The organism is Saccharopolyspora sp. NPDC000995 (assembly GCF_053599315.1).
The window spans coordinates 80,399-95,256 of sequence record NZ_JBSFLZ010000006.1; the positions used below are offsets into that span (position 1 = coordinate 80,399).

A 14,858-nucleotide genomic window follows, 5' to 3' on the forward strand; every position below is an offset into this window, starting at 1 on the left:
AGTTCCTGCGGAAACTTCAAGCGCCGAAATCGGGTGGAAATCACAATGGCCAATGAAGAAAAGCTTTTCGGCTATCTGAAGAAGGTAACTGCGGACCTGCATCAGACCCGGCAGCGCCTGCTCGCAGCCGAGAGCCGGAGTCAGGAGCCGATCGCGATCGTCTCAGCGAGCTGCCGACTGCCCGGCGGCGTCGACTCTCCCGATGCGCTCTGGCAACTCGTGCGCACTGGCGCCGACGCCATCTCGGAATTCCCCGCCGACCGGGGCTGGGATCTCGACCGGTTGTACGATCCTGACCCGAACCACCAGGGAACGTCGTACACGCGGGCCGGCGGGTTCCTCGCAGGAGCGGGCGATTTCGACCCCGCCATGTTCGGGATTTCGCCGCGTGAGGCGTTGGCGATGGACCCGCAGCAACGGTTGCTGCTGGAGCTGTCCTGGGAGGCCCTCGAACGGGCGGGAATAGACCCGACATCCCTGCGCGGCAGCAAGACCGGTGTCTTCGGCGGGGTCACGCCCCAGGAGTACGGGCCGTCCTTGCAGGAGATGAGCCGAAACGCTGGTGGTTTTGGACTCACCGGGCGGATGGTGAGTGTGGCGTCGGGTCGGGTTGCGTATTCGTTTGGGTTTGAGGGTCCTGCGGTGACGGTGGATACGGCTTGCTCGTCGTCGTTGGTGGCCCTGCATTTGGCGTGTCAGTCGTTGCGTTCCGGCGAATGCGATCTCGCGCTGGCCGGCGGTGTGACGGTGATGGCCACGCCGGCGACGTTCGTGGAGTTCTCCCGTCAGCGTGGTTTGGCTCCGGACGGGCGGTGCAAGTCGTTTGCGGCTGCCGCTGATGGCACCGGGTGGGGTGAGGGTGCCGGTCTGGTGTTGTTGGAGCGGTTGTCGGATGCGCGGCGGAATGGGCACGAGGTTCTGGCGGTGGTGCGGGGTAGCGCGGTAAACCAGGACGGCGCGTCGAATGGTTTGACCGCGCCGAATGGTCCGTCGCAGCAGCGGGTGATCACCCAGGCGTTGGCGAGTGCGGGGCTGTCGGTGTCCGATGTGGATGCGGTCGAGGCACATGGGACCGGGACCACGTTGGGTGATCCGATCGAGGCTCAGGCCCTGATCGCCACGTACGGGCAGGGCCGGGAGAAGGATCGGCCGTTGTGGTTGGGGTCGGTCAAGTCCAACATCGGTCACACGCAGGCGGCCGCTGGCATTGCCGGCGTCATCAAGATGGTCTTGGCGATGCGGCACGGGCAGCTGCCCGCCACGTTGCATGTGGATGAGCCCACGTCGGCGGTGGACTGGTCGGCGGGTTCTGTCCGGCTTCTCACGGAGAACACGCCCTGGCCGGACAGTGGTCGTCCTTGCCGGGTAGGGGTGTCGTCGTTCGGGGTCAGCGGCACCAACGCCCATGTCATTCTCGAACAGTCTCCAGTCGAGCAGGGCGAACCGGCCGGGCCGGTCGAAGGCGGGCGCGAACCGGATGCAGCCGTCCCCGTGGTGCCGTGGGTGCTGTCGGGTAAGACACCGGAGGCTGCGCGGGCGCAGGCCGAACGGGTGCTTTCGCATATCGAGGACCGGCCGGAGCTGTCGCCGGTGGATGTGGCGTATTCGCTTGGAATGACGCGCGCGGCGCTGGATGAACGCGCAGTGGTGTTGGGCTCGGACCGTGCCGCGCTCCTGACCGGGTTGAGGGCATTCGCCGACGGCTGCGATGTGCCCGGAGTGGTTTCGGGATCTGTGGGGCTTGGTGGCCGCGTCGGGTTCGTGTTCTCTGGTCAGGGTGGTCAGTGGCCGGGGATGGGCCGGGGTCTCTACTCGGTGTTTCCGGTGTTCGCCGATGCATTCGACGAGGCTTGCGCAGAGTTGGATGCACACCTGGGCCAGGAACTGCGGGTTCGGGATGTGGTGTTCGGTTCGCAAGCTCGGTTGCTGGATCGGACGGTGTGGGCGCAGTCGGGTTTGTTCGCGTTGCAGATTGGTTTGCTGCGGCTGCTGGGTTCGTGGGGTGTTCGGCCGGATGTGGTGTTGGGGCACTCGGTGGGTGAGCTGGCTGCGGTGCATGCGGCTGGTGTCTTGTCGTTGTCGGAGGCCGCGCGGTTGGTGGCGGGTCGTGCCCGGTTGATGCAGGCGTTGCCTTCTGGTGGTGCCATGCTCGCGGTCGCTACGGGTGAGTTTCAGGTCGATCCTCTGCTCGATGGGGTGCGGGACCGGATCGGTATCGCGGCGGTGAATGGCCCGGAATCGGTTGTGCTCTCAGGCGACCGCGAGCTGCTGACCGAGATCGCTGATCGGTTGCACGATCAGGGGTGCCGGACCCGGTGGTTGCGGGTGTCGCATGCTTTCCATTCGCCCCATATGGAGCCGATGCTGGAAGAGTTCGCCCAGATCGCCCGAGGCCGCGAGTATCACGCACCGGAACTGCCGATCATCTCGACCCTGACCGGTGAGCTGGACGGTCGTCGAGTGATGGGCACTCCCGAGTACTGGGTGCGTCAGGTGCGTGAGCCCGTCCGTTTCGCCGAGGGTGTCCAGGCGCTTGTCGGTCAGGGTGTCGGCACGATTGTCGAATTGGGTCCGGACGGGGCGTTGTCGACGTTGGTCGAGGAGTGTGTGGCGGATTCCGGGCGGGTGGCCGGGATCCTGCTGGTGCGCAAGGACCGCGACGAGGCGCGAACCGTGCTGGCAGCTTTGGCGCAGATCCACACCCGTGGTGGTGCGGTGGACTGGCGGTCGTTTTTCGCCGGGACCGGGGCGAAGCAAGTCGACCTGCCCACCTACGCCTTCCAGCGGCAGCGGTACTGGCTGGCATCCACCGGGCGTGCGGGTGACGTGACCGCCGCCGGATTGACCGAGGCGGACCATCCGCTGCTCGGTGCGGTGGTTGCGTTGGCAGACGGCGAAGGTGTGGTGCTGACCGGTCGGCTGACAGCGGGTTCGCATCCGTGGTTGTCCGATCACCGGGTGCTGGGCGAAATCGTCGTCCCCGGCACCGCGATCGTCGAGCTGGTGTGGCACGTCGGCGAGCGCCTCGGTTGTGGCCGGGTGGAAGAACTGGCTTTGGAAGCGCCCCTGATCCTGCCGGATCACGGAGCGGTCCAGGTTCAGGTGCTGGTGGGACCGCCCGGGGAATCCGGAGCCCGGTCGGTGGCGCTCTACTCCCGTCCTGACGAGGCGACCGAACCCGAGTGGAAGAAGCACGCGACGGGCGTGGTTCTCCCACCCGTGGCCGCCGAGAACCATGAGCTGACCGCATGGCCCCCGGAGAATGCGACCGAAATCGATGCCGACGGGGTCTACGCATTCCTTGAAGGGCACGGTTTCGCGTACGGACCGGCCTTTAGATGTCTGCGCGTTGCCTGGCGACGAGGCGGGGAGGTGTTCGCCGAGGTCGCGTTGCCGGATGACATGCAGGTGGGAGTCGATCGATTCGGCGTCCACCCCGCGTTGCTGGACGCGGTTCTGCATGCCGCCGCGGGCGAGCCGTCGGTGGTCCAGAGCGAAGCGCGGGCGCCGTTCTCGTGGCGTGGGGTGGAAATTCGCGCTACTGAAAGCGCGGTGGTGCGGGCCCGCCTCTCGTTGACTGCGGATGACGAACTGTCGTTGGTCGCAGTGGACCCGGCTGGCCGATTCGTGGCATCGGTTGATTCGCTGGTGACACGCCCGATTTCCCGGCAGCAGGTGAGGTCTGGCGCGATCGGTGATTGCCTGTTCGAGGTGGACTGGCACCGGCAGGCGTTGTTGGGAACAACCGCCGGCGACGACCTTGCCATCGTCGGTGACGGTCCCATTTGGCCGGAATCGGTGCGCGCAACCGCACGGTTCGCGACCCTGGATGAGCTCCGTGTGGCGGTGGACTCGGACGTTCCTGCCCCGGGTTCGGTGTTGGTCGCAGCTATGTCGGCCGAAGAGGTCGAGGGTGGATCCCTGCCGTCGCGCGCCCAAGAGTCGACCTCCGATCTGCTGGCTCTCGTGCAGTCGTGGCTTGCGGACGAGCGGTTCGCCGAATCCCAGCTCGTGGTCGTCACGCGTGCAGCGGTGTCGGCCGACTCGGATTCGGACGTCGCCGACCTGGTGGGTGCGTCGTCGTGGGGGTTGTTGAGTTCAGCCCAGTCGGAGAACCCGGGTCGCTTCGTGCTGGCGGACGTGGACGGCACACCTGAGTCGTGGCAGGCGTTGCCGGCCGCCGCGCGAGCAGGAGAACCGCAGCTGGCACTTCGGCGCGGCGTGACGCTGGTGCCTCGGTTGGGGCGACTCAAGGTGCGTGAGGAGGGCTCCTCCCCGCAACTCGACACCGACGGGACCGTCCTCATCACCGGTGGCACCGGTGCGTTGGGTGGAGTGGTTGCCCGTCACCTGGTGGAGGAGCATGGGATTCGGCGTTTGGTGTTGGCAGGTCGGCGTGGCTGGAATGCGCCTGGAGTCCACGAATTGGTGGATGAGCTGGCGCGCGCGGGCGCCGTGGTTGACGTGGTGGCTTGCGATGTGGCCGACCGCACCGATCTGGAGCAGGTGCTGGCCGCCATTCCGGTCGACTGCCCGCTGCGGGGGATCGTGCATACCGCTGGGGTGTTGGCCGACGCAGTGATCGGGTCCTTGTCGGCGGCGGATGTGGCCACGGTGTTCGCCCCGAAGGTGGCGGGGGCATGGCATCTGCACGAGTTGACCCGCGATCTGGATCTCTCGTTCTTCGTTCTTTTCTCGTCCTTCTCTGGGATTGCGGGTGCCGCGGGGCAGGCCAACTACGCGGCGGCGAACACGTTCCTGGATGCATTGGCACGTTATCGCCGGTCGCGTGGGCTGCCTGGGTTGTCGTTGGCGTGGGGACTGTGGGCGCAACCCAGCGGTATGACGAGTGGCTTGGACGCGGCGGCGGTGGAGCGGTTGGCGCGGACGGGCATCGCAGAACTTTCCACGGAGGATGGACTCCGCCTGTTCGATGCCGCGTTCGCGAGGGACCGGGCTTGCGTCGTTGCCGCTCGATTCGACAGGGCGCTGCTAGTCGGGAACGGACGATCGCACGCGATTCCGGCGTTGTTGAGCGCGTTGGTTCCTGTTCGCGGCGGTGTGGCGAGGAGAGCTGCCAATTCTCAGGTCGAGGATGAGGACGCACTGTTGGGTTTGGTGCGGGAGCACGTTTCGGCCGTGCTGGGTTATTCCGGTGCGGTCGAGGTTGGGGGCGACCGTGCTTTCCGTGATCTGGGTTTTGATTCGTTGTCTGGCGTGGAGTTGCGGAACCGCCTTGCCGGGGTGCTGGGGGTGCGGTTGCCGGCGACTGCGGTGTTCGACTATCCGACGCCGCGGGCGCTGGCGCGTTTCCTGCATCAGGAACTGGCAGGTGAGGTCGCGTCCACGTCGACGCCGGCGACCAGGGCAGCGAGTGTCGAAGAGGATCTTGTTGCGATTGTCGGGATGGGATGTCGTTTTCCGGGTGGGGTGTCGTCGCCGGAGGAGCTCTGGCGGCTGGTGGCCAGCGGCGTGGATGCGGTGGCTGGGTTCCCGGACGATCGCGGCTGGGATCTCGCGGCGTTGTTCGATCCTGATCCCGATCGTCTCGGGACCTCGTATGTGTGTGAGGGCGGGTTTCTGCGGGACGCGGCGGAGTTCGATGCTGACATGTTCGGCATCAGCCCGCGTGAGGCGTTGGCGATGGATCCGCAGCAGCGGTTGCTGCTGGAGGTCGCCTGGGAAACCTTGGAGCGGGCCGGGATCGATCCGTTCTCGTTGCACGGCAGCCGGACCGGTGTGTTCGCGGGCTTGATGTACCACGACTATGGGGCCCGATTCATCACCAGAGCACCGGAGGGCTTCGAAGGGCACCTCGGGACGGGTAACGCGGGGAGCGTGCTGTCGGGTCGGGTTGCGTATTCGTTTGGTTTCGAGGGGCCTGCGGTGACGGTGGATACGGCGTGTTCGTCGTCGTTGGTGGCGTTGCACCTGGCGGGTCAAGCACTTCGGGCCGGTGAGTGCGACCTCGCCCTTGCCGGTGGCGTCACGGTGATGTCGACGCCGACGACGTTCGTGGAGTTCTCCCGTCAACGGGGTCTGGCTCCGGATGGGCGGTGCAAGTCGTTCGCGGCGGCCGCTGATGGCACCGGGTGGGGTGAGGGTGCCGGTCTGGTGTTGCTGGAGCGGTTGTCGGACGCCCGGCGCAATGGGCACGAGGTTCTGGCGGTGGTGCGGGGTAGCGCGGTGAACCAGGACGGCGCGTCGAATGGCTTGACGGCGCCAAATGGTCCGTCACAGCAAAGGGTGATCACCCAGGCACTCACGAGTGCCGGGCTGTCCGTGTCCGACGTGGATGCTGTGGAGGCGCATGGGACGGGCACGCGGCTTGGTGATCCGATCGAGGCGCAGGCGTTGATCGCTACGTACGGCCGAGATCGTGATCCCGGTCGGCCGTTGTGGCTGGGGTCGGTGAAGTCGAATATTGGTCATACCCAGGCGGCGGCGGGTGTTGCTGGTGTGATCAAGATGGTGATGGCGATGCGGCAGGGGGAGCTGCCGCGCACGTTGCACGTGGACGAGCCCTCCGCCCAGGTGGACTGGTCTGCGGGCACGGTCCGACTCCTCACGGAGAACACGCCCTGGCCCGACAGCGGTCGTCATCGCCGGGCGGGCGTGTCGTCGTTCGGGATCAGCGGCACCAACGCGCACCTGATCCTTGAACAACCTCCGCGAGAGTCGCAGCGCTCAACAGAGCCGGATTCGGGTTCTGTCCGCGATGTTCCGGTGGTGCCGTGGATGGTGTCGGGCAAAACACCCGAAGCGCTATCCGCCCAGGCAGATGCATTGATGTCCTACTTGAGCAATCGCGTTGATGCTTCCCCGCGAGATATCGGCTATTCGCTTGCGGTTACCCGTCCGGCGTTGGACCACCGCGCTGTCGTGCTGGGTGCGGATCGTGCCGCGTTGCTGCCGGGGTTGAAGGCGCTGGCCGCCAGTAATGACGCTGCCGAGGTGATCACAGGCACTCGTGCCGCTGGGCCGGTCGGATTCGTTTTCTCCGGTCAAGGTGGTCAGTGGCCCGGGATGGGAAGCGGGCTCCACTCGGCGTTTCCGGTGTTCGCCGACGCGTTTGACGAAGCCTGCGGTGAGCTGGATGCGCATCTCGGGCAGAAAACCCGGCTACGAGATGTGATGTCTGGTTCGGATACCCAACTTCTGGACCAGACCTTGTGGGCGCAGTCGGGCCTGTTCGCGTTGCAAGTCGGACTCTGGGAGTTGTTGGGTTCGTGGGGTGTCCGACCCGCTGTGGTGCTGGGCCATTCGGTCGGCGAGCTGGCGGCGGCGTTTGCTGCTGGAGTGTTGTCGTTGCGGGATGCGGCTCGGTTGGTGGCGGGCCGTGCCCGGTTGATGCAAGCCCTGCCAGCTGGCGGTGCCATGCTCGCTGCGGCTGCTGGAGAGGAGCAGCTGCGGCCGTTGTTGGCCGACTGCGGTGATCGTGTGGGGATCGCCGCGGTCAATGCTCCCGGGTCGGTGGTGCTCTCCGGTGATCGGAATGTGCTCGATGACATTGCCGGTCGGCTGGACGGGCAAGGGCTCCGGTCGAGGTGGTTGCGGGTATCGCATGCGTTTCATTCGCATCGGATGGATCCGATGCTGGCGGAGTTCACCGAAATCGCCCGGAGCGTGGACTACCGGTCGTCAGGGCTGCCGATCGTGTCGACGTTGACGGGTGAGCTCGATGAGGTCGGCATGCTGGCTACGCCGGAGTATTGGGTGCGCCAGGTGCGAGAATCCGTCCGCTTCGCCGACGGTGTTGCTGCGCTCGCGGCTCACGGCGTGAGCACCATCGTCGAGGTCGGTCCGGATGGGGTGTTGTCGGCGCTGGTGCAGGAGTGCGTGGCCGGATCCGATCAGGGCGGACGGGTGGCCGCGGTTCCGCTCATGCGCTGCAATCGCGACGAGGCGCAAACGGTGACAACGGCCTTGGCGCAGGTCCATGTGTGTGGTGCCGAGGTGGACTGGCGGTCGTTTTTCGCCGGTACTGGGGCAAAGCAGGTCGAGCTGCCCACGTATGCCTTCCAACGACAGCGGTACTGGCTTGACTCACCATCCGAACCGGTCGGGCAATCCGCCGATCCCGCGCCCCAGTCGGACTTCTGGGAACTCGTCGAGCAGGAAGATGTCGGCGCGCTGAGCGCTGCTCTGCACATAACCGGCGATCACGACGTGCAGGCGTCCCTGGAGTCGGTGGTTCCGGTCCTCTCCTCCTGGCATCGCCGGATCCGCAATGAATCCCTGTTGCACCAGTGGCGGTACCGGATTTCCTGGCATGAGCGGGCAGATTTGCCAGACCCCTCGTTGTCGGGGACATGGCTCGTCGTCGTGCCGGAGGGGTGGTCTGCGAGTCGGCAAGTTCTGCGTTTCAACGAGATGTTCGAGGAACGGGGTTGCTCGGCAGTTCTGTGCGAGCTCGCCGGGCACGACGAGGAAGCCCTGGCGCAACGATTCCGCTCGTTGCTTGTCGCATCAGGGGGAATAAGCGGCGTGTTGTCCTTGCTGGCGCTGGATGAATCGCCGTCCTCGCCGAACGCTGCTTTGCCGAATGGCGCGCTGAACTCGTTGGTACTGCTGCGAGCTCTGCGGGTCGCGGATGTGTCGGCGCCATTGTGGTTGGCGACGTGTGGTGGTGTGGCGGTCGGGGATGTGCCGGTGAACCCGGGGCAGGCGCTGGTGTGGGGACTGGGCCGCGTCGTCGGTCTGGAACATCCGGACCGGTGGGGTGGCCTGGTCGACGTGCCGGGCTTGCTCGATGAGGACGCTCGAGGACGCTTGTCGGTCGTGTTGGCAGGTCTTGGCGAGGACGAGATCGCGGTACGTCCCGATGGTGTGTTCATGCGGCGGTTGGAACGCGCTGGTGCGTCGGGTGCCGGGTCGGTGTGGCGTCCTCGGGGGACGGTGTTGGTGACGGGTGGTACGGGCGGTTTGGGGGCGCATGTTGCTCGGTGGTTGGCGGGTGCGGGGGCTGAGCATGTGGTGTTGACCAGCCGTCGAGGCGCGGCGGCTCCGGGCGCTGGAGATTTGCGGGCGGAGCTGGAGGCGCTGGGCGCTCGGGTGTCGATCAAGGCCTGTGACGTGGCTGATCGTGACGCTTTGGCCGAAGTGTTGGCGACCATTCCGGATGATTGCCCGCTGACCGCGGTGATGCATGCGGCGGGGGTCGTTGAAGTCGGCGACGTGGCGTCGATGGATTTGACCGACTTCGTTGGGGTGCTGTCGGCGAAGGTAGGTGGTGCGGCGAATCTCGATGAGTTGCTCGCCGACATCGAACTGGATGCCTTCGTGCTGTTTTCCTCAGTCTCCGGTGTGTGGGGTGCTGGGGGGCAGGGCGCTTATGCGGCGGCGAATGCCTACTTGGATGCGTTGGCGCAGCAGCGTCGGGCAAGGGGGTTGGTAGGGACTGCGGTTGCGTGGGGGCCGTGGGCCGGTGACGGCATGGCCGCAGGTGAAGGCGGTGCACAGCTGCGCCGGGCCGGTCTGGTGCCAATGGCTGCGGATCGGGCGTTGCTGGCACTTCAGGGCGCATTGGATCGTGACGAGACATCCCTGGTCGTAGCCGATATGGCGTGGGAGACGTTCGCCCCGGTGTTCGCCATGTCCCGTCGGCGTCCGCTGCTCGACGAGCTGCCCGAAGCACAGCAGGCGTTGGCGGATGCGGAGAACACCACCGGTGCGGCGGACTCGGCCGGCCCGCTACAGCGGCTCGGAGGCATGGCCGCCGCCGAACGCCGCCGGGCGATGCTGGACTTGGTGCTGGCGGAGGCCTCGACTGTGTTGGGACACAACGGGTCTGACCCAGTTGGTCCTGACCGGGCGTTCCAGGAGCTCGGATTCGATTCGCTGATGGCCGTCGAACTGCGCAACAGGTTGGGCGAGGCAACAGGATTGAGTCTGCCGACAACGTTGATCTTCGATTATCCGAGCCCATCCGCGCTGGCAGAGCAGCTGGTCGTCGAGCTGGTGGGAGCGCAGCCCGCGACCACCGTCGTGGCCGGGGCCGATCCAGTGGATGATCCGGTTGTCGTGGTCGCGATGGGATGCCGGTATCCGGGCGACGTCTGCTCGCCCGAGGAGCTGTGGCAGCTGGTTTCTGCGGGACGTGACGCGGTATCGACGTTCCCCGTCGATCGGGGTTGGGACTGCAACGCGTTGTTCGACCCGGATCCGGATCGGGCAGGCAGTACCTACGTGCGAGAAGGTGCCTTCCTGACCGCTGCTGATCGGTTCGACGCCGGGTTCTTCGGCATCAGCCCTCGCGAGGCGCGCGCGATGGATCCGCAGCAGAGGTTGTTGCTCGAAGTGGCGTGGGAGGTTTTCGAACGAGCAGGAATCGCTCCGCTGTCGTTGCGGGGCAGCAGGACCGGTGTGTTCGCGGGGACCAATGGACAGGACCACGGTGCGAAAGTGGCTGCCGCGCCGGAGGCGGCGGGTCACCTCCTGACCGGAAACGCCGCGAGTGTCCTGGCTGGCCGGATTTCCTACACGTTCGGTCTTGAGGGGCCTGCGGTGGCGGTGGATACCGCGTGTTCGTCGTCGTTGGTGGCGTTGCATTTGGCGTGCCAGTCGCTGCGTTCGGGTGAGTGTGATATGGCGCTGGCGGGTGGTGTGACGGTGATGTCGACGCCCCTGGCTTTCCTCGAGTTCTCTCGTCAGCGCGGTTTGGCGCCAAATGGTCGGTGCAAGTCGTTTGCGGCCGCTGCGGACGGCACCGGGTGGGGTGAGGGTGCCGGCCTGGTTCTGCTGGAGCGGTTGTCGGATGCTTCTCGGAATGGTCACCGGGTGTTGGCCGTGGTTCGCGGGTCTGCGGTGAATCAGGATGGTGCGTCGAATGGCTTGACTGCGCCGAATGGTCCGTCCCAGCAGCGGGTGATTCGGCAGGCCCTCGCGAATGCGGGACTGTCGGCGTCCGATGTGGATGTCGTGGAGGCGCACGGGACCGGTACCGGGCTCGGGGATCCGATCGAGGCGCAGGCGCTGATCGCGACATATGGGCAGGAGCGGAATCCTGAACGGGCCCTGTGGCTGGGGTCGATCAAATCCAACATCGGCCACACGCAGGCAGCGGCCGGTGTGGCGGGGGTCATCAAGATGGTGCAGGCCATGCGGCACGGGGAGTTGCCTGCGACGTTGCACGTGGACAAGCCCACTCCGCAGGTGGACTGGTCTGCCGGGGCCGTTCGGCTCCTCACCGGGAACACGCCCTGGCCCGAGAGCGGCCGTCCTCGTCGAGCGGGGGTGTCGTCGTTCGGGATCAGCGGCACCAACGCACACCTCATCCTCGAACAACCACCGTCGGAACCAGCGGAGATCGACCAATCGGATCGGCGGGTCACCGCGCATCCAGCGGTGATCCCGTGGATGTTGTCGGCCAGGAGTCTCGCAGCGCTGCAGGCCCAAGCGGCTGCGCTGCAGGCCCGGCTGGACCGGGGGCCTGGCGCTTCTCCGCTGGATTTGGGGTATTCACTCGCGACCACTCGTTCTGTGCTGGACGAGCGCGCCGTCGTGTGGGGTGCCGATCGGGAGGCCCTGCTGTCCAGGCTCGCAGCGCTCGCCGATGGCCGGACGGCGCCGGGGGTGGTAACCGGCTCTGCGAATTCCGGTGGCCGCATCGGATTCGTTTTTTCCGGTCAGGGCAGTCAGTGGCTGGGGATGGGAAAGGCGTTGTGCGCGGCTTTCCCGGCGTTCGCGGACCCCTTCGAGGAAGCCTGCGACGCGCTAAGCGCACACCTGGGCGCGGACGTTCGGGGTGTGCTGTTCGGTGCTGATGAGCAGATGCTCGACCGGACGTTGTGGGCGCAGTCGGGGATCTTCACGGTTCAAGTCGGTCTCCTGGGATTGCTGAGGTCGTGGGGCGTGCGGCCAGCCGCGGTGCTGGGGCACTCTGTCGGCGAGTTGGCTGCGGCGCACGCGGCCGGTGTGTTGTCCTTGCCGGACGCTGCACGGTTGGTTGCGGCTCGGGCCGATCTGATGCAGGCATTGCCCATCGGCGGCGCAATGCTCGCGGTCGCCACCAGCGAGGAGGCGGTCGGACCGCTGCTTTCCGGGGTGTGCGATCGGGTCAGCATCGCTGCGATCAACGGCCCGGAGTCGGTAGTGCTCTCCGGCGACCGCGACGTGCTCGTGGAGCTCGCAGGCAAACTCGATGCCCGAGGGCTTAGGACCAAATGGTTGCGGGTCTCCCATGCTTTCCACTCGTACCGGATGGAACCGATTCTGGACAAGTACGCGGAAACCGCCAGGTGCGTCGAGTTCGGTGAACCGGTGGTGCCGATCGTCTCCGCCGCGACCGGTGCGCTGGACACCACCGGACTGATGTGCGCGGCCGACTACTGGACGCGCCAAGTGCGTGATCCTGTCCGCTTCGGAGACGGTGTCCGAGCGCTCGTCGGCCAAGGTGTGGACACGATCGTCGAGTTCGGCCCGGACGGGGCGTTGTCGGCCTTGGTCGAGCAGTGCTTGGCCGGGTCCGACCAGGCTGGGAGGGTGGCGGCGATCCCGCTGATGCGCAGGGACCGCGATGAGGTCGAGACCGCGGTGGCGGCGCTGGCGCACGTGCACGTCCGCGGTGGTGCGGTGGACTGGTCGGCTTGCTTCGCCGGCACCGGCGCCCGCACCGTCGAGTTGCCCACCTACGCCTTCCAGCGCCAGCGGTACTGGCTGGCCGGGCAAGCGGACGGGCGCGGCGGCGATGTGGTTGCCGACCCGGTCGACGCGCGCTTCTGGGAGTTGGTCGAGCGCGCCGATCCGGAACCGTTGGTGGATGAACTCTGCATAGACCGGGACCAGCCCTTCCGGGAGGTGCTGCCCGTTCTGGCTTCCTGGCGCGAGAAACAACGCCAGAAGGCCCTCGCGGATTCCTGGCGCTACCAGGTGCGCTGGAGGTCCGTCGAGGTGCCGTCCGCAGCCGCCCTCCGGGGCGTGTGGCTGGTGGTGCTTCCAGCTGACGTGCCCCGAGATCAACCGGCGGTCGTCATCGACGCGCTGATCGCGCGCGGCGCCGAGGTCGCGGTCCTGGAATTGACCGAGCAGGACTTCCGACGCAGTGCGCTTGTGGACAAGGTGCGCGCCGTCGTTGCCGACCGCACCGAGGTGACGGGTGTGCTGTCTCTGTTGGCGATGGACGGAATGCCCTGCGCGGCGCATCCGCACCTGTCCCGTGGTGTCGCCGCTACCGTGATCCTGACGCAGGCGTTGGGCGATGCGGGTGTTTCCGCCCCGCTGTGGCTGGCCACGACCGGTGGCGTCGAGGCCCGGACCGAGGACGGTCCGGCGGATCCGGACCACGGCTTGATCTGGGGGCTCGGCAGGGTCGTCGGCCTTGAACATCCGCAGTGGTGGGGTGGCCTGATCGACCTTCCGGAGACACTGGACGAGACGTCCCGGAACGGGTTGGTGGCCGCACTCGCCGGGACGGGGACCGAAGATCAGCTCGCCGTGCGTTCATCCGGGTTGTTCGTTCGCAGAGTGGTGCGCGCAGCGCAGAACCCCCGGTCAGAGACATGGCGTAGCCGGGGAACGGTCCTCATCACGGGCGGAACAGGCGCGCTCGGTGCCGAGGTCGCACGATGGCTGGCCCGGCGGGGAGCTGAGCATCTGGTGTTGATCAGTCGCCGCGGTCCGGAAGCTCCCGGCGCAGCGGACCTGCAGGCCGACCTGACCGAACTCGGCGTGAAAGTCACAGTCGTGGCCTGCGATGTGACGGACCGCGACGAGCTGGCGGCGGTGCTGGCGGCCGTCCCGACGGAGCATCCGCTGTCGGCGGTAATGCACACCGCCGGCGTCGGGACGCCTGCGAACCTGGCCGAGACGACCTTGGCGCAGTTCGCCGACGTGTTGTCGGCAAAGGTCGTCGGCGCGGCGAACCTGGACAGGCTGCTTGGCGGGCAACCGTTGGACGCCTTCGTGTTGTTCTCCTCGATCTCGGGGGTTTGGGGAGCCGGCGGACAAGGAGCCTATTCGGCCGCCAATGCGTATCTCGATGCCCTTGCCGAGCGCCGACGGGCTTACGGTCGGCCGGCGACGTGCGTCGCCTGGGGTCCGTGGGCGGGTTCGGGCATGGCCGTTCAGGAAGGCAACGAGGCGCATCTCCGCCGAAGGGGCCTGGTACCGATGGAACCGCAGTCGGCCCTCTTCGCGCTGCAACAGGCCCTGTCCCAACGAGAAACCGCCATCACCGTCGCAGATGTGGACTGGGAGCGATTCGCCGCCTCTTTCACCGCGGCCCGCCCGCGACCACTGTTGGACGAGATCGTGGATCTACGGCCCGACACCGAGACCGAGGAGAAACACGGTGCCGGCGAGCTGGGGCAGCAGCTGGCCGCACTGCCGCCCGCTGAGCGCGGACACCTGCTGCTGGAGGTGGTGCTGGCGGAAACCGCCAACACCCTGGGGCACGATTCGGCGGAGGCTGTGCAACCCGATCGGACCTTCGCCGAACTGGGCTTCGATTCGGTGACCGCGGTAGAGCTGCGCAACAGGTTGAACGCGGTGACCGGGCTTCGCCTGCCGCCGACGCTGGTTTTCGACCACCCGACGCCGCTGGCGTTGTCCGAACAGTTGGTTCCGGCCCTGGTCGCGGAGCCGGACAACGGCATCGAATCGCTGCTCGCCGAGCTCGACAGGCTGGATACCACGTTGGCGCAAGGGCCTTCGATCCCGCTGGAGGACCAGGCCAAGGTGGCGGAGCGCTTGCACGCACTCCTCGCCAAGTGGGACGGGGCACGTGACGGCACGGCCAGAGCGACGACACCCCAATCGCTGACGGCGGCCACGGACGACGAAATCTTCGACCTCATTGACCGGAAGTTCCGGCGCTGACCGCCTTTTCCTCGCCTCAGCTCCCCTGATTACTGGAACGG

1 protein-coding gene is annotated in these 14,858 nt (G+C 66.8%); it reads left to right on the plus strand.

Features of this window, described 5'->3' with window-relative positions:
- The first annotated feature begins 45 nt into the window (after positions 1-45).
- The gene (locus ACWDKQ_RS04135; RefSeq protein ID WP_450137281.1) at positions 46-14,817 is read left to right on the plus strand and encodes a type I polyketide synthase; all 14,772 of its coding nucleotides are present in this window, start codon (positions 46-48) and stop codon (positions 14,815-14,817) included.
- Positions 14,818-14,858: the final 41 nt, after the last annotated feature.